Origin of the sequence: Pectobacterium peruviense (genome assembly GCF_003312355.2) — a bacterium.
GTDB lineage: Bacteria > Pseudomonadota > Gammaproteobacteria > Enterobacterales > Enterobacteriaceae > Pectobacterium > Pectobacterium peruviense.
Genome location: NZ_CP161826.1, coordinates 3,858,264 through 3,875,921, shown reverse-complemented (window position 1 = coordinate 3,875,921; position 17,658 = coordinate 3,858,264). Strand labels below are relative to the sequence as shown.

The window sequence follows — 17,658 nt, the reverse complement described above, 5'->3', positions numbered from 1 at the left end:
TATTAAAAAGATGAGTTTACTAAAAAGCGTTTCTACCATTGCGGGTTCATCGGTGGTTTCACAACTGATTGGCGCGCTGTCTATCTGGCTGATTTCGCATAAATACAACATGGCCGAGGTGGGGATCTACGCGCTGAGTTACAGCATCGTGTTGGTGGGGGCGCAGGTCTGTACCTTTGCATCGCAACTGCTGATTCCGAAACAGCAAGACAGTGAACTGGCGCAGAGTGTGGTGTTCAGCACACTACAAAGCCTGCTTATCGCAGTGCCCTATGCAATGTTGACCGCATGTCTGTTTCAGCGAAATGTGTTCTTTCTCTATCTGCTCACGCTGTCCTATGCACTGGTGCTGATCTCGGAGAATTTGTCGCTGCGCGAGGGTAACTACCGTTTTCTGGCCTTTCAGCGACTCGCCGTCTCGGTGGTGGTCGTGCTTTCGCTGGTGTTCACTTCACATACCACCGCGTTTTATTGGTCCTGGGCCTGCGCCATGATGGTGCTGATTAGCGGCTGTATTCTGTTCTCGTTCAATATCCGCACCGTTACGTTTGGACATTTTAGTCTGCAACGTAATAGGGCTTTCTTTCATCAGCATGCTCATCATCTCACCCGCGTTGGCAGCGCCGAAGTGCTGGCGATGGTTAATAATAATTTGCCGGTTATGCTGATTAATTTTTGGTTTTCCGCATTGACGGCGGGGTATTTCTCGGTGGTGAGTCGTTTTTGTTTGTCTCCGGTGGTGATTATCGGCAATGCGGTGCGTCATTCTATTTTTTCAACTTGGTCTACCGATTTCAGAAATAAACGTTTCAACTATGATGAGTTCAAAAAAGTCCGGCTGGTATTATTGATGTCGGGGGTGGTCTGCACGCTAGGCGTGTTTATTTTCTATCCGTTGGTGATGCATCTGTTTTTTAGCGAGGAATGGATTAACTCTATTCCAACCTCTCGCTATATGTTGCCTTATTTATTTCCGGCGCTGGCGGTGTGTCCGCTGACGGTGATTGAACTAATATTTGGTTCTCATCGCTATTTTTTACGTATTCAATTAGAACAGTTGAGTGTGGTAGTAATCGCATTTGTGATTGTGCCTTATTTTTATAATCACTATGCCACATCAATAATTCTTTTTTCTGTGCTGACGTTTGTACGTTACGCGTTTATTTATCTCAAAGTAAACAAACGTGCTAATGGGCTGAAAAATATGATGACAGAACCATGATCTTGAATACAGGGCTTTACCTACAGGTTTATGTTGTTATCACGCTGGTATTCTGCGGACTGACGCAGTATTTCACCGGTTTGTTGGCGGTGCTGTGGTTACCCTTTATTTTGGCGCTGAACATGGTGGGGTTGCTGATTATGCAGACTCGCTACGATAGATTGCATTTGGATACGCAGGAATTGATAGTTCTCACGCTTTACCTCTCTTTTCTGGCGATGGCGGGATTATCTACCCTTTTACAGGGCGGAATAACCGTCGCTATCGTTGGGTTTAAAAACGAGGTTGCATTGTCGCTGATGATGCTTTGCCTGCTGCTGGGGTTTTGCCGCGAATCACAGATTTATCGCGTGACCCGCAGTTTGTATTGGGTGTTCTACGCGCAGTTCCCGGTGGTGATTTATCAGGTGTTGTTTGTTTTACCGCGGCGGGTGGCATTGCGGGGAGAAGACGAAAAATGGGACTCGGTCGTCGGCACTTTCGGTGGCGACCCGATGGGCGGGGGAAATACTGCGGCGATGGGGTTGTTCTGCCTGTTGATTATGCTGCTGAAAGTCTCGGAATTTAAACATGGTTTGACGTCGTTTAAATCCACGGCGCTGCATATTGTTCTGGGGTTTGGCTTGTGTATCCTGGGGGAAGTGAAATTTGTGATCCTGGTATCGCCGTTATTACTGGCCTGGGTTTGGTTAATGCCGAGCTACATCAAAGGCATGAATAGCGTAAACCTGAAAGCGATTTTGCTTATTTTCACCGGCACGGCGTTGCTGATTACCGTAGCGATTACCATTTTGGCCTCGGGTTACTCCTCGGCGTTTGGTGGCGACCCGACGAAAAGCGCGATGAGCGTATTTCTGGATTCATTGAATTATATTTTTGATACCAGCTACATTATGGAATCCGGTGAACTTGGGCGTCTTACTACGCTATTTTTCTGGCTGAAAAATCACGATATGTGGGGGATCTCCGGCACGTTGTTTGGCTATGGATTAAATGCGACAAATAGCGGCAGCGCTGTCTCTCCCGGCTTTTTGAATATCATCTATAACCTGATCATTGATTCAACTTCATTAAGTGTGCTGCTATGGGAAGTCGGCGTGGTTGGAACGCTATTTTTCATCGGGTTAATTATTTATATCTTAATCATTACGCAGCCAAAGCCGGGACTAGATCGTAATAAATTAGACCAACAGGATCTGCAACTGCTGAGTTTTTCTCCGGCCTTTAACGTTTTTGCGGTTGGGTGCCTGTTGAGTCTGCCTTATAGCCAGATCCTGATGATTATTCCCATGCTGCAATTCCTATTTTATTTATCTCTGGGCTCAAGTCTGGTGATTCGCCATTCTGTCCGCCGTTATATCGGAAAACTGTATGAGTGATAAACCTTTTATTTCAGTGAGTATTAAGACATTCAATGAGGCGGAATGCATCGGAAAAACCATCGACAGTATTCGTCGCCATATTGTGGATTACCCCCATAAAATCATTGTTGCCGATAGCTTATCAACCGACAACACTCAGCAGCTTGCCAGCGCCAAAGGCGTTACCGTGGTGTCGCTGACTGAACCGTCCGAACGCTGCTGCGGCGTGGGGCATCAGCTTGGTTACCTGTACAGTCAGGGGGATTATTTGCTGCTAATGGACGGCGATATGGAGCTGGAAGATGGCTTCATTGAGCAGGGCATCGCATTTTTAACCGCACACCCTGATTACGCCGGCGTGGCTGGAACGGTAGAGATGGATGGCGCGGCGAACTATGAGTTTACATCACGTAAACAGCGGCTTCATAAAATATATCCGTTGGGCGACTGTGGCCATTTAGGCGGTGGGGGCTTATACCGCCGCTCGGCAATTGAAAAAATAGGTTATCTCACCAACCGCAGCTTGCATGGTTATGAAGAGGCTGAATTAGGCATTCGCCTGCGCTATGCCCACTATAAATTACATCGACTTAATGTTCCTTATTTCCGTCACACGTCGTACACCATGCCAACATATAAAATGCTGCAATATCGTTGGCGGAACGGTTTTCTCTGGGCTCCGGGCGAGCTTTTACGCAGCGCATGGGGGATGCCTTATTTCCGTGAGGCATTGCATATCGTTAAAAACGAGGCAGTTTTTGCGGTTTATTTGCTGGTGCTGTTGATGAGTTTATTGACGTTTAACGCCGCTGTTATTGGCATCGCGTTGCTGCCGTTACTCGCTTTTGTGGTATTAAAAACGATTAAGAACCGTTCACTGCTGAACGGGGGGCAGAGTGTGATGAACCTGGCTGTGTTTTCTGCGGGATTGATAAAAGGGTTAACCAGACCCGTGCGCGACCCTATGACACCACCAAGCAGCAAGGTTATTCATGAATAGGCAGGTATGATGAAAGTTTTATTGGTCAATAAATTTTTCTATATTAAGGGCGGCGCTGAAACGGTTTATTTTCAAGAGATTGATATGTTGAAAAAGGCTGGCGTTGACGTTATCGCTTTCTCTATGCAGCATGAAAATAACTTCCCGTCAGACTACGCGCCCTATTTTGTCGGTAATGTGGATTATCATCAAAATAGCAATGCGATTGGGGCAATTAAAACCGCGGTTAACTTTATTCATAATGCTGAGGCATGTAAGAAATTGCTGGTGCTATTGCGTAAAGAAAAGCCAGATATTGTTCATTTTCACAATATCTACCACCAGCTCACGCCGTCGTTGATTAAAATTGCCCGTCAATTTGGGTGTAAAACCGTGTTAACGGCTCATGACTACAAGATTATCTGCCCTTCGTACACCATGCTGCGCGATGGCAAAGTCTGTGACGCGTGTTTAACTGGTTCGGTATTTAACGCTTTTAAATATCGGTGCCAGCAAGGTTCTGCATCGAAAAGTCTGCTTCTTTCGTTAGAAGGTGCCTGGCAGAATATTGCCAAAAATTATCAGGCGCTGGATGTGATCGTTTCACCCAGCGAATTTCTGCGTAACCAATTAATGCGCAAGCTGCCGAATGTTCGTATTGACGTGATTGTTAACGGTATTAATGACAGCCTGTCGGTGGAGGATGTTAAAGACGACGGTTATTTGCTGTTTATTGGTCGCCTGAGTCGGGAGAAAGGCGTTGCTACGCTTGCCAGGGCGCATCAGCAAATGCGGAATAAAATTCCGTTAAAAATTGCGGGCAGCGGGCCGCTGTATAACGATTTGGTCGCGCAATTTCCGCATGCGGAATTCCTGGGTTATAAACAGCAGGGCGAAGAACTTAACCGGCTGATTAAATACGCACGCGCGGTGGTGGTACCTTCCGAATACTATGAAAACTGTTCAATGTCGGTACTGGAGTCGATGGCATTCGCTAAACCGGTGGTAGGCGGGCGTATTGGCGGTATACCTGAACAAATTCGCGATAAGATAGACGGCATTTTATTCGAACCCGGCAATGTGCAGGCATTAGTCGATGTGCTGGATGACTTGGCGTTGAATCCGCAAAAAGCCAGAGAAATGGGATTAAATGCGCGCCAACGTCTTCGCGAAAAATATTCATTACATAAACACACAGAATCTCTATTGGCGCTTTATCGAGAAATAGTAATCGAAAAATAATATGACTACGAAAATTACCGTTCTGGGAACACGTGGTATTCCAAACGTGTTGGGTGGTGTGGAAACACATTGCCAAAATTTATATCCGACGATTAAACAGCAATTCGACGTGGATATTTGCGTTCTCGCACGCTCACCTTATGTGAATTATAAAAAATCACAATATCGAGGCGTGATGACTCGCGCTTTACTGTCGCCGAAAAAGCGTTCATTAGAGGCTATCGTTCATTCGGTGCTGGCAGCATTTATCACCTGCTTTGATCAGTCCACGGTGGTGCATGTTCACGCTATTGGTCCAGGTCTGGTGGTGCCGCTTTTGCGTTTGCTGGGTAAAAAAGTGGTTTTTACTCATCATGGCCCAGACTATGACCGCCATAAATGGGGATTCCTGGCAAAGAAAGTTTTATTGCTGGGTGAAAAGGTTGCCGTGAAATATGCCAATGAAGTGATTGTGATCTCCGAAGTGATTAATAATATGATCAAGCAGAAATATGGCCGCAATGATGCCCATCTTATCTATAACGGTGTGAATCTACCCCAGCGACTTACTGCGGACGTTATCCATCAAACATTGGTGCGTTTTTCTCTTCAGCCACAACACTATTTGGTTGCGGTTGGCCGCTTCGTGGAAGAAAAAGGCCTGCATGATCTTATTGCGGCCTATCGGCAATCGGGCGTCACGATGCCACTGGTTTTGGTTGGCGATGCCGATCACCCCACTGCGTATAGCATGCGATTAAAACAGTTAGCCCATGAAACCCCGAATGTGATCCTGACCGGATTTTTAACCGGCCAGGAACTACAAACTGTTTTTTCACAGGCTAAACTCTTTGTGATGTCTTCATATCACGAAGGGTTACCCATTGCGTTGCTGGAGGCCATGTCATTCTCATTGCCTGTCGTGGTCAGCAATATTCCAGCCAATCTGGAGGTGAAATTAGCGCCAGAAACGTATTTCAATGTAGGAGATGTGGCGGATTTATCCGAAAAAATCACATTGCGCTCTAAATCGTTATCTGTTGATTACTCTGAATATTTACAACGGTATAATTGGCAACAAATCGCGGAACAAACGATGGCTGTTTACACCGCAGTAAATGAATGAGTCGATAGATCAATAGGCTAATAGTGAGTGAGTCGAATAAACGCCCGTTAGTCATTGAGCGCTTCTATGAAGCCCTTGATGGAAAAACCGATACAGAACTGACCTCGGAACAGCGGCTGGCCGTTGAGCAGGCGGTGCTGTCGATTACGGCATCTTCAATGCATTGGGTCGACGTGCGTAAGAGTTTCCCTTTTTTGAACAGGCGCTATTACTTCGTTTTTTTGTTCGGTCTGGATCACCGCAAGCGTCCACGCAAAGAGTCAACGCTATTTCGCATACTGCTGACTGCGTTGATCCTGTTTACTGGCTTGTCCTGCATGCTTGCGGCGCTATTGATGCTTTACATGATTAAGTCTGCCTTGGGTATTGATATTTTCCCACATTTCCACTTAGGAGTTTGGGATTGGTGGCTCAGCCTGAAGGATCACTGACCCCCGGTTTCTACTGATGTGGAAATAAGGAGTCATAAGTGCATTGTAAAATTATCGCTGTAGGAGGTTTGCTATTTTCTGTATTGGGTGTGGCCGATGGCGTGATGACGACCGTCACCCCCAGAGGGCTAACTGGCCCGCTAACGAACCCAGGTACTGGCGTCGCCAGCTTTAACAAGGGTAATGGTACAACGTTGTCGCTGGCTGATTATCCCGACACCGGCATTGAATATGATCGTTTGTACTGGAATGAACTTGAGCCAGCAGAAGGCCAATATAATTTTCAAGCCGTGGACGCTATTTTCGAACTGGCTAGCCAGCATCAACCACCGATGAACGTGGGGTTGCGCTTTATGGCGCTTGATGAGCCTGCCAGTGGTTCGGAGATTCCTGACTGGCTGATCCAAAAAGGCATCAAGGGCGAATGGACGCCGGACAAAAAAACCTTTGTGCCGGATCTGGACGACCCGGTGTTTATCGAATACAGCCAGCGTTTGCTTAATGCTTTTGGGCAGCGCTATGACGGTAATTCGAATTTGGCTTATATCGATATTGGGTTGGTGGGGTCATGGGGCGAGTGGCACAACACCAATTTCCCGACCATTACGCCGCTGATTGAACGCTACACGTCAGCCCAGTTGGATAAATACGTGGAAATGTATTTTGCCGCGTTTCCCAACAGCCCAAAAATTATGCTCATTAACGGCGGCGACACGTTGGTCAGCGCAGTGAAGCAAGGCGCTGGATGGCGCGCGGATTGCTGGGGAGACTGGCATAATTTTTCGACCACATGGAGCCACATGCAAGATGATTACCCGCAGCGGCTGCAAAACGCGGAGGCGCTTTATCCCAATTTTAGCTCTGCGTGGCAACGTGCGCCGGTGAGTCTGGAAATCTGTGGTCATATGTCGGAGTGGCAGAGCGTGCAGCACTATACTCGTGCGCAAGTGCAGGTGGCCTTTGACTGGGCGCTGGCACAGCACGCCAGCACCATTAATCTGAAATCGCGCAGCGTGCCGACGGAATATCGGGACATTGTGGATAATGCGCTGACCAAACTCGGCTATCGTTTCCGTTTGGCCTCGTTAACTCATGAGTCTGAACTGGCACAAGGGCAGAGCCTGACGTTAAACCAGCAGTGGTTTAACGACGGCGTAGCGCCCATTTACCTGAAATATGATGTGGCCTATCGTGTGGTGAATGATGCCAACACCGTAATGAGTATGGGAAAAACGGCTGATGACATCCGCACTTGGTTGCCAGGGCAGCATACCTTCGTCTACCAATTGGCGATGCCGGAAGCGCTTCCTGCCGGGCAGTATAATATTGACATGGCGATGCTGGACGCAAAGGGTGTATCGCGAATTAATCTCGCCAACGAGGGCAAGCAGGCTGACGGTTGGTATCGAATTTCCACGGTAACGGTGCGCTGAGCACGGAATTAAGAATAGATATTCATATGCTGAAAAATATCGGCCATGTATGGTGTGAAATAAAAGCGGCGGGCAGTATTAAAGCTAAACTAGTCATACTGCTGTTTCGCCTTTCAACCATTTACCAGTCATCAAATGCGCTGCTGAAAATTATCAGCGTTCCTTTTGTTGTCCTGAATAAAGTGATTAATGAGTGGCTGTTCTGTGTGGAAATTCCGCACAGAACTCAAATCGGTTTTGGGCTAAAAATATATCATCCGCACTGTATTGTGGTGAATTATGATGTAATCATCGGGGCGAACTGTACATTACGCCAGGGGGTCACCATTGGTAGCGTGATAAACCGTGAGGGTCATGTCACCAAAAGCCCGGTGCTGGGTAATCAGGTGGAGCTTGGTGCCAATGCCATTCTGCTAGGCGACATTACATTAGGTGATAACGTAAAAGTCGGCGCGGGAACCGTGGTAACAAAAAGCCTTGCTGCTGGAAAGGTGGTCGTAGGGTATGGAAACAGGGAATTGAATTGAGTGTGTATGCTCATTTCTGTGCAAGTGTAATGTGACAGCGGGTTGCCATTCTTGCTGTCTACTAAATAATGGGCCACATGCGATAAAGAAATGTCCGGCTCGTTCCTTCGGTTCAATTTCCTGCGACGTCGATAAGTCGTAATGACATTGGCGTTATGTTATCTGTATGATTAATATCCAAAGCGTGTGCCAGAGGATAACATCATGCCAGCGACGAACAGCGTTTCTGTTAAACGCGAAACGTTGAATTTACGCATCAAGCCTGCCGAATGCGATCTGATGGATCGTGCTGCGAAGGCCAGAGGGGAAAATCGCACTGATTTTGTCCTTGAAGCTGCTCGCGTTGCCGCAGAGGAAGCGTTGATCGATCAACGCATCATTATGGCAGATCCCGACGCTTATCAGGAATTCCTAGTCCGTTTGGATCAGGCTCCTGCACCAAATGCCGCGCTGCGTAAAACCATGCAAACGCCCGCTCCGTGGGAACAGAAAAAATGAATGGTTAGGTTTAGTGGGGATTACAGTATAGGTAGTGCTAAAAGTAAGGGGGAGGAGGGAAATCATTAGGTTCTCCGTGGGAATATTTGGGAATAAATCGATGTACATTTTTTAGAAGAAAATTTAACTTAAGGGAGTAGTTATGTCTTTTGTACTTTTGGTTATTTTTGCATTTTTAACTAAACCGATCCTTGAATCATCTATGGTTAGAGGACGGTTAGGTTTCTTTAAAACATATTTTATCTTTGGTGGGGTTGTAACTTTTACTGTTATGTTTTTAGTCATGTATTTTGTTATGAATGACATTGCCGATATGGGGGGGCGAGGTGCAGTTTTTAAATTAAAAAGTGTAACCAAAGCTCTTTTAACGATAGCCTCTTTTTATTACCTGATACTGAGTTTATCTTTATACAATGTCGCAAGAAGGAAAAGCACTTATGTGGTTAAATTAGCTTGCTATCTATTTATTTTTGTTTTTATCTTCACTGCAATTACTGGAATATTTTTTAGCTTTGTTAATTCCTTTATATACATAGCTCTGGTGTTTTTCATCTACAGATTTGTGTGGAAACAAGGTTTTTCCCAAGTATTACAATCAACTGTAAATCTCTGATAGCAGATTAGTGCCACTAAACAGGCCTATATCAGATAACACCCCTCTCTAGAGAGGGGGGCGATTGCTAGAAAATCCCATGTTTCTGCATTAGGTTCTGTTTTTATTAGTAACCGTAGATTGCGCTCTCGATATTTTTTATGCCCCGTGGGTAGGATCATCCTTGCTCGTTTGGGTCAGGATCCTGTGCTGAATACCGCGCTGAGTAAAACGATGCAAACACCTGCACCGTGGGAACTGGAGGAATGACCTCCTCTCCTAAGTCATTTCACGCTTGATTGTTAAGATCTATGTCAACTAGAGGCCTGAATACGGAATCCAATTTGTTGTATTGTCTTTCTCTTTGACCAATAGGGAAAAGAGTAATAGTGAAAAAACGTATAAAAAAGATGCTGTTAAGTAAGGCGCTGGATAAATATTTTTCTACGGTTTCGCGACATAAACGAGGGCAATTGCAGGAGTTCTACCGAATCAACGTTATCAAGCGTTCGCGTTTGGCTAACAGAAATATGGATGAAATTTCATCTATAGACATTGCAGAATATAGAGATAACAGATTATCGGAATTTAACGCCAGAACGCAAAAGTCGATAAGTGCGAATACAGTGAGACTGGAATTAGCATTGTTATCAACGCTTTATAATCTGGCAAAAGTGGAGTGGGGAACGTGCTCAATAAACCCCGTTGAAAATGTTCGCAAGCCTACCGTATCGTCAGGCCGTACTCGGCGGTTAACGACTAAGGAAGAGCGACACCTAACCCGATATTTCAAAGATAAAAATCCTGAATTGTTGGCTATTTTTCAGATCGCGTTGGAAACGGGAATGCGGCAAGGCGAAATTTTGTCGTTGCGATGGGAATATACCGATCTTCGCCTTGGCGTTGCCCATTTACCTTTGACGAAAAATGGGACATCACGAGACGTTCCATTGTCATCAAAAGCACGGCAAGTTCTGTGTGGCCTGGGTGAACGGCCACATCATGAGAATGGCTATATTTTTAGCTACACGTCGAGTGGGTTTAAAAGCGCATGGCGTGTGGCTCTGAAGGCTCTGGCTATCGACGATCTGCATTTTCACGATCTCAGACATGAGGCAATCAGCCGATTCTTTGAACTGGGAACGTTAAATGTTATGGAAGTGGCGGCGATATCAGGCCATAAATCAATGAATATGTTGAAACGCTATACCCACCTTCGTGCAGCACACCTCGTAAGCAAACTGGATGCACATAAGAAACAGGCTAAAAAGCTCGCCTCCATCTTTGTTCCTTACCCAGCGGATATTGATGTCGATGATACAACGGTTACGCTGAAATTCTCCGATCTCGATAACCTGTCTGTGACGGCTTCAACGCATGATGACGCCCTGAGAATTGCCTCTGTGGAATTACTTCGATTTCAGGCTATAGCGGCGAAAAACGGTAAGAGGCTTCCGCCACCCGGCGCTATCTCAGTCAATTCGATTGATCGAGTTCTTATCAGTCCACTGTAACGATGTCGGTAACCTTATATGACGATGTTGAGTTAAATATCGTCATTTTTTATTCCGAGAAACTCGACTTACCAGACATCCTACCCAGACGACGTTTTTAACATATCACACTGATAATCCGGTGTGTTTTAGTGATTGTTGTACATAACATAGGGATGTTACGGGTCATTGAGTCGATAGCAATAATTAATTTAGCACCTCAGAAAGATGATGCCTGCTGATTTTGCCTGATGCCGCACCGGATTATCAGTATGGCAAATGAACGTATTACTGAACATAGCGCTAAACAGAAAGAAAATGCTGAATCGAGTTGCAGTATTGATGCTCTGGCCGAGCGTAGACAGGATGAGTCCTGTTCACCACTACACAACGATCTTTTTGATATCCCAAGCAGTACCCCTAATTTCCGCACCGAACTGGCTGGTCAGCTTGCTGAACTGATTCCAGAGGCTGTTGCTGATGGCAAGCTGGATGTTGAAAAGCTCCGTGAGCTGCTGGCTGATGATGTGGCTGACAGTAACGAACGCTTTGGCCTGTTTTGGCCGGGGAAAAAACGAGCTCTGCGTGCCGCACAAGCCCCGACAACTGCAACACTGAAACCAGACTTTGCTAACTCAAAAGACTGGGACGCGACGCAGAATGTGTTTATTGAGGGAGACAACCTTGAAGTACTGAAGATCCTGCAACGACACTATCACAACAAGGTCAAGCTGATTTATATCGATCCCCCTTACAACACCGGCAACGATTTTGTTTACCCTGACAACTACAGAGAGGGGCTGGATACTTACCTTGAGTGGACGCGGCAGGTGAACGAGGAAGGCAAGAAGGTTTCCACCAATAGCGAGACCGAAGGGCGTTATCACTCCAACTGGCTGAACATGATGTATCCGCGTCTGAAGCTAGCACGCAATCTGCTTACTGATGATGGTGTGATTTTTATTTCGATTGATGACCATGAACAGGACAACCTGAAGAAACTATGTAATGAAGTATTCGGCGAAAGGAATTTTATTGCCCAACTTGTATGGGAAAAGAAAAAGAAAGGAGCCTTTTTATCTGAGAGTTCAACAAATATAAAGGAGTATGTTTTTGTATATTCTAGGAGCGTTTCTAATTTCAATGGACTTATTGGTGAAATTGCACGAAATGTAGAAACATATCCTGTGATTAAAACTACGAATTCTCGTGGTGTACGCCTTATCAAAAAAGGGATACCGAGTAGATTCAAATCAAAAAATCATATTGTTCCAAGCGGAAGCCGGATTAGCTCCGGCAATATGGAGATGATTTTACTATCAGACCTTGTTATCAAAGACGGTTTTTTGGCTGAGGATGTCAAAGTTGATAGTAATTGGATTTATTCCCAAAAACTCTTGGATAGCTATGCTGATGAGAAGAGCTTGTATGTTACGCAAGATCTTTATTTTCGTCGTATTGTCAGTGAACCTAGAGAGAAAAAACTGAAAGATCTACTTCCTATGAGGGGGACTTCTTCCTCTGGAGCAAATTTTTCAATTTCGGACGATTTATTTTCGGATGGTTGGGGAACGAATGAAGATGCCTTTGATGAGCTGCATGCTATCTTTGGGCTTCAAAATATAATGAGTTTTCCGAAGCCAACAAAGCTATTGGCAAAACTATTCCTTGCTGCAAGCCGCTATGATCCTGATTGCATCGTTCTCGATTTCTTCGCCGGCAGTGCCACCTCTGCCCACGCTGTAATGCAGCTCAATGCTGAAGACAAAGGCAAGCGCCGCTTTATCATGGTGCAACTGCCGGAACCCACGCCTGAAGGATCTGAAGCACGTAAGGCAGGCTTTGCTACTATCGCCGATATCTCGCGCAAGCGCATCGAACTGGTGGGCGAGAAAATAAAGTCCGATGTTGTAGAAAGCCATGTAGATACCGGTTTCCGCGCCTATAAGCTGGCGGACACCCACTTCACCAAATGGCGCGTCACCAGCGATATCGAACCTGACAAGCTAACCCAGCATTTGCTCGACTTGCGCGACAGCAGCACTGATGATGCCAACCCAGACGGCCTGCTTACTGAGCTGCTGCTGAAGCTCGGCTATTCGTTGAGCGAGCATCTCAGTACTAAAGCTATTGCTGGGTTAGATGTATGTAACATTGCTGGTGATGCCGACAAGCCGCGTCTGCTGGCGTATTTGAACGAGAGAACTAAACCCACACTGGAACAATTGCGGGAACTAGTGAATGCCGAGCCTATGCGCCTGATCGTTCTGGAGGATGCCTTTCAAGGCGACGACGAACTGAAAACCAATATTGCTCAATATGCCAGGAGTAAATGTATTGAGCTGAGGACGGCGTGATGAACCATCATTCTCAAAATACGGGCTTTCAATTTGATTCGCAGCAGCAGTATCAGCTTGATGCCATCAATGCCGTGGTGGATTTGTTCGATGGTCAGCCAAAGGATGCCGACAAGATCGCGATTGCCTTGCGTGGCAGCGTTGCCTGCCGGGAAGGTGAGCTGGATTTAGGTATTGAGCAGGAGATCGGCGCTATCGGCAATAATCTGGTACTGGATGAAGGCACTATCCTTGCTAACTTACAAACGGTACAGGATCGCAACGGGCTGGAGGTCAGCGAAAAACTGGTTGATGACAAACTGGATTTCGACATCGAAATGGAGACCGGTACGGGTAAAACTTACGTTTATCTGCGGACTGTTTTCGAACTGGCAAATAAGTACGGTTTCACCAAGTTTATCGTTCTGGTTCCCAGTGTTGCCATCCGCGAGGGCGTGAACACCAGTATTCGCCTGATGCGCGAGCACTTCCGCAGCCTCTATCCGGCGCAGCCTTTCGATGCCAATGTCTACAGTGGCGACAGAGCTGAGGAAGTGCAAGCTTTTGCCACCGCGACTAACGTGCAAATACTGGTGATGACGATTGACGCGATACGCGGTGATAAGAATACGCGCATCATTCATAAACCACGCGACAAGCTCAATGGCTTGCGTCCATTGGATTACCTCAAAGGTACGCATCCGGTGGTTATCATGGATGAACCACAGAATATGGAATCACTTCTATCGCAGTCCGCAGTAGGCGAACTCGATCCCGTATTTACGCTGCGTTATTCGGCCACGCACAAGCAGTTGCGAAATTTGGTTTATCGGCTCGATCCGGTTGATGCACACGAGCTCGGTCTGGTGAAACAGATTGTCGTAGCTGAAGTCGCACAGCACGGTGCGGACGTTGCGCCTTACGTCAAACTACTGGAAGTGAACGACACGAAAGCCGCGAAACTTGAGCTGGCTTGCCGCAAGGCCGATGGTTCTATTGCGCGTCGTAGCAAAAAGGTCAAGCCGCATCAGGAATTGTCCTATGTCACGGGAAATCCGGCTTACGCTGGCTGGCGTATTAATGCGTTGAGTATCGCCGCTTTCGGTGAGTCAGCCAGTATTGAACTGACGCCAAATGGAAGCCTGCTGTACGAAGGTGAATCCCTGGGAGGCGCAACGGGCACGATTTACAAGGAAATGATTCGGGAAACCGTGCGTGAGCATTTGCGCAGGGAGGCCATGTTGCGCCCGAAAGGGATCAAGGTGCTGAGCCTGTTTTTCGTGGATAAGGTGGCGAGTTTTCTCGGTGACGGGGTGAACAACGAAGACGCAAACGGCGAGTTCACCAAGTGGTTCGATGAGGTGTTCAGAGAAGAGCGTAGTAAGTCTGACGTTTACCAAAAATTGCTGCCGCTGGAACCTTACGAATTACGTCGGGCGTATTTTTCTCAACTGAAAACGCGTGGCGGAACGACCTTTGTGGATTCATCCGGCACAACAGCCAAAGATGACGACGCCTACAAACTCATTATGCAGGACAAGCAGCGTCTGCTGGACGATGCAGAACCCGTACGTTTCATTTTTAGCCATTCCGCATTGCGCGAAGGCTGGGACAACCCCAACGTGTTTCAGATTTGTACGCTGCGTGAAATGGGCGCGGAAACGGAACGTCGGCAGACGCTGGGGCGTGGTCTACGTTTGCCGGTAGCGAAAACAGTAAAAGGCTATGAGCGTGTTACCGACCGTAGCATTGCACAGCTCACCGTGGTTGCTAACGAATCTTATGCTACGTTCGCTCAGAATCTGCAAGCCGAATACAAAGATGCGGGCGTAGCTATTGGAAAGGTACGCCCCAATGAATTTGCCAAATTGATGAAGCGGGATTCCCATGGTGCGATGACCGATGACATACTGGGGTTCAACGCCTCTTCTGCCATCTTCAAACATCTGGAAAACGCGGGATTCATCAAGGATGGTAAGACAACCTCCATGTTTCTGCCGGATGCAGAAGGATTCTCATTACATCTGCCTGATGAGCTCAGGCCCTACGAATCAGATATTATCCGGTGCATCCTTAATGCGGGTATTGAGAAATATGTGAAACCTGTAAGTGCGCGGGCTAAGCGCAAATTCAATAAAGAGCTCTACGCCTCGCCGGATTTTGAGAAGCTTTGGAGCGCTATCAGCCAGAAAACTACTTATCGGGTGACAGTTAAACACCCTATGCTGGTTGAGGCGTGTATAAAGGCGATCAAGGCTGAACCCAAAATCCAGCCGTTACGTATTAATGTCACCCGTGCGGGGGTCAGGGTGCTGCGTGGCGGCACGCGAGGGCAAGAGCTGGGTGCGCGGACTGTCGACCTAAAAGGCAGCTATGACCTGCCGGACATTATCGGTGAGTTGCAGCAAGGTACGTCTCTTACGCGCAAGACGCTGGTGGACATTCTCACCGGCAGCGGCAGGCTGGACGAGTTCATTGCCAATCCGAACGACTTTATGGCGATGGTACGCCGTTGTGTAGAGGGCGAACTACAGCGCGTCATTGTCGAAGGCGTTCAGTATGAAAAGATCGGCGGATCCGTCTATGAACTCCGCGAGTTGCAAGCCGACGGCCTTGCCGAAAAGGATTTTTTCAAAGAACATCTGTACCGTGTTGAACACCCCGAGAAAACTGACTTTGATTATGTCGTGTTCGATGGCGGACCAGACAGCCCGGAGCGAAAATTCGCCGAGTTTCTCGATCACCGCGAGGATATCAGGTTGTTTATGAAGCTGCCGCCAAGATTCCAGATCGACACGCCGGTTGGCCCCTATAACCCAGACTGGGCCATCATCAAATCCGAAGACGGCGAAGACCGCATCTATATGGTGCGTGAAACCAAGAGCACCATGGATGAACAAAAAAGGAGACCCTCCGAAAATGCCAAAATCAAGTCTGCCGAGGCACACTTTAGAGAAATTGGCATCGAGTATGCGGTTTCAGTACCTGAACAGTGGAATATCTGAGTGTCGGCTGTAGCTGCATGGGCCTGTGAGGAATAGGCTGGATAATCAGTGTGGTAAACCTGCCTCTTTGACGGCAGGTTTACCAAAAAATAGATTACTTGATCTTTTCAACGTTACGTTTTGGCACTCCGTTTTCTGCCGACGGGGAATTTTCGATATAAGGTATCTACTGCTACGTCATAAATCAGTGCCACCTGCTGTCGCGGGACGCCATTAGCCAGAAGATGTCCGGCTTGCGCCCATTGCTCCGGCGTCAGCTTGGGCCTGCGTCCGCCTATGCGTCTTTTAGCCCTAGCGGCAGCCAAACCTGCGCGGGTTCGTTCGACAATTAGTTCTCGTTCCATTTCAGCCATCGCCCCCATAATGTGAAAAACAAACCTTCCCATTGGCGTGGCGGTATCTATGGAGTCGGTTACGCTACGAAAATGAATCCCTCGTTGTTGTAACGTGTCCATTAGTTTGACTAGTTGTCTCATACTGCGTCCCAGTCGATCCAGTTTCCACACCGCGAGCGTATGGGTCCAAATCATGGGGAGGGGGAGGCGAGATAGCGCTTTCGTAGAGAATCGAACGGTGTTCGATGAAGAGTCCACAAGCCAGAAACGAAAAACCCCCGCCAAAGGCGAGGGTTAAGAATTAGTGGTGCCCGGACTCGGAATCGAACCAAGGACACGAGGATTTTCAATCCTCTGCTCTACCGACTGAGCTATCCGGGCAACGGGGCGCATTAAACCGTATTGACCGCGTGGCGTCAACGGGTTTCTGTCACAAAGCGGAGAGCCTGCGCTATTTTCAGGCAATTATATTATTTGCTAGCCGATTCCTGGCGATCCTTTCAGCACGCTTATACCCGTCATACTTCAAGTTACATGTGCGTTGGCTGCGTTTAGTCACCCGAATCACTTACCTTAGTAAGCTCATCGGGACTCCTTTCCTTGCCGCGTTATTCGGCCTTATGGCCTCACCCCTTTGGGGTCAGCGCAAGCGCTGTTCAAAACGAATACGTTTTGTCCTGAAACTCGAATTATTTAGGGTATAGCGCGGTAATGCTTCTTCCCGTATACGTTCGGCATGTTTCGTTGCACTTTTTACCGCGTTGAGTTCGGGCTGGATTGTTGAATTTGATGAAGAATAATGCCACTATTGCGCGGTTTTTAACGTCCCGTTCACCTGAACGCCCCTTTAAGCGTAGTTAGCGTATAGCTAAAAGAGGATCGCCGATATGTCAGATTCATTGCTCATGGTGCAGAACGCTCGCGCCAGCTCGTTGATGACGTCACTGCGTGTATCTTCTTATCACCACTGCGCGGTTTACTTTTCTTCCCGTCGATTATCCTCCTTCACCATGCGGTGAGGCGTTCGTTCGCTCGCTGTTAGGCATGAGTAAAAATAGAGGGCTGCTCTGCTTTTACTGATGTCTATCGGATGGTGCTG

At 47.3% G+C, this 17,658-nt stretch carries 14 protein-coding genes, 1 tRNA gene and 2 pseudogenes; 15 read left to right on the top strand and 2 right to left on the bottom strand.

From position 1 onward, the window contains the following. Positions 1 to 10: 10 nt before the first annotated feature. The 14 genes and pseudogenes from DUT67_RS17480 (at position 11) to DUT67_RS17415 (ending at position 16,224) form a co-directional block, all read left to right on the top strand. Complete coding sequence (locus DUT67_RS17480; protein ID WP_113627691.1) at positions 11 to 1,222, top strand: lipopolysaccharide biosynthesis protein; 1,212 nt, start codon at positions 11 to 13, stop codon at positions 1,220 to 1,222. After that, positions 1,219 to 2,601 carry a capsular biosynthesis protein gene (locus tag DUT67_RS17475; protein ID WP_113627690.1) on the top strand — a complete coding sequence of 461 codons (1,383 nt, stop codon included), beginning with the start codon at positions 1,219 to 1,221 and terminating at the stop codon, positions 2,599 to 2,601. Before DUT67_RS17480 ends, DUT67_RS17475 begins: the two co-directional genes overlap by 4 nt. Beyond that, the gene (locus tag DUT67_RS17470; protein ID WP_113627689.1) at positions 2,594 to 3,583 is read left to right on the top strand and encodes a glycosyltransferase; all 990 of its coding nucleotides are present in this window, start codon (positions 2,594 to 2,596) and stop codon (positions 3,581 to 3,583) included. Before DUT67_RS17475 ends, DUT67_RS17470 begins: the two co-directional genes overlap by 8 nt. 9 nt (positions 3,584 to 3,592) lie before the next feature. Beyond that, positions 3,593 to 4,804, top strand: a complete 1,212-nt coding sequence (locus DUT67_RS17465; RefSeq protein WP_113627729.1) for a glycosyltransferase family 4 protein — start codon at positions 3,593 to 3,595, stop codon at positions 4,802 to 4,804. Between the two features lies 1 nt (position 4,805). Beyond that, a complete protein-coding gene (locus tag DUT67_RS17460) occupies positions 4,806 to 5,909 on the top strand; it encodes a glycosyltransferase family 4 protein (protein ID WP_113627688.1) in 1,104 nt (367 codons plus the stop codon). Positions 5,910 to 5,932: 23 nt separating this feature from the next. Beyond that, positions 5,933 to 6,340 carry a hypothetical protein gene (locus tag DUT67_RS17455; RefSeq protein ID WP_113627687.1) on the top strand — a complete coding sequence of 136 codons (408 nt, stop codon included), beginning with the start codon at positions 5,933 to 5,935 and terminating at the stop codon, positions 6,338 to 6,340. A 38-nt stretch (positions 6,341 to 6,378) separates the two neighbouring features. Continuing rightward, positions 6,379 to 7,773, top strand: coding sequence for a DUF4832 domain-containing protein (locus DUT67_RS17450; RefSeq protein WP_113627686.1), 1,395 nt, complete (start codon positions 6,379 to 6,381; stop codon positions 7,771 to 7,773). Positions 7,774 to 7,799: 26 nt separating this feature from the next. Further along, positions 7,800 to 8,300 carry a serine acetyltransferase gene (locus DUT67_RS17445; RefSeq protein WP_113627685.1) on the top strand — a complete coding sequence of 167 codons (501 nt, stop codon included), beginning with the start codon at positions 7,800 to 7,802 and terminating at the stop codon, positions 8,298 to 8,300. Positions 8,301 to 8,504: 204 nt separating this feature from the next. After that, complete coding sequence (locus DUT67_RS17440) at positions 8,505 to 8,798, top strand: DUF1778 domain-containing protein (RefSeq protein WP_113627684.1); 294 nt, start codon at positions 8,505 to 8,507, stop codon at positions 8,796 to 8,798. A gap of 142 nt (positions 8,799 to 8,940) precedes the next feature. Further along, positions 8,941 to 9,411, top strand: a complete 471-nt coding sequence (locus tag DUT67_RS17435; RefSeq protein WP_113627683.1) for a hypothetical protein — start codon at positions 8,941 to 8,943, stop codon at positions 9,409 to 9,411. Between the two features lie 162 nt (positions 9,412 to 9,573). After that, positions 9,574 to 9,660 (top strand): annotated as a pseudogene (locus DUT67_RS17430) (hypothetical protein); the annotation flags it as partial. Between the two features lie 119 nt (positions 9,661 to 9,779). Beyond that, on the top strand, positions 9,780 to 10,904 hold the full coding sequence (locus DUT67_RS17425) for a site-specific integrase (RefSeq protein ID WP_113627682.1): 1,125 nt from the start codon (positions 9,780 to 9,782) through the stop codon (positions 10,902 to 10,904). Between the two features lie 251 nt (positions 10,905 to 11,155). Then, a complete protein-coding gene (locus tag DUT67_RS17420; protein ID WP_113627681.1) occupies positions 11,156 to 13,240 on the top strand; it encodes a site-specific DNA-methyltransferase in 2,085 nt (694 codons plus the stop codon). Further along, positions 13,240 to 16,224, top strand: coding sequence for a DEAD/DEAH box helicase family protein (locus tag DUT67_RS17415; RefSeq protein ID WP_113627680.1), 2,985 nt, complete (start codon positions 13,240 to 13,242; stop codon positions 16,222 to 16,224). Before DUT67_RS17420 ends, DUT67_RS17415 begins: the two co-directional genes overlap by 1 nt. A 113-nt stretch (positions 16,225 to 16,337) precedes the next feature. On the opposite strand, the pseudogene DUT67_RS17410 reads toward DUT67_RS17415, so the two are convergent. After that, positions 16,338 to 16,739: pseudogene (locus DUT67_RS17410) on the bottom strand (recombinase family protein); the annotation flags it as partial. Positions 16,740 to 16,864: 125 nt separating this feature from the next. Next, positions 16,865 to 16,940: transfer RNA gene (locus tag DUT67_RS17405), tRNA-Phe, on the bottom strand. Positions 16,941 to 17,446: 506 nt separating this feature from the next. Here DUT67_RS17405 and DUT67_RS17400 point away from each other — a divergent pair. Then, on the top strand, positions 17,447 to 17,578 hold the full coding sequence (locus DUT67_RS17400) for a hypothetical protein (RefSeq protein WP_262983473.1): 132 nt from the start codon (positions 17,447 to 17,449) through the stop codon (positions 17,576 to 17,578). Positions 17,579 to 17,658 lie beyond the last annotated feature (80 nt).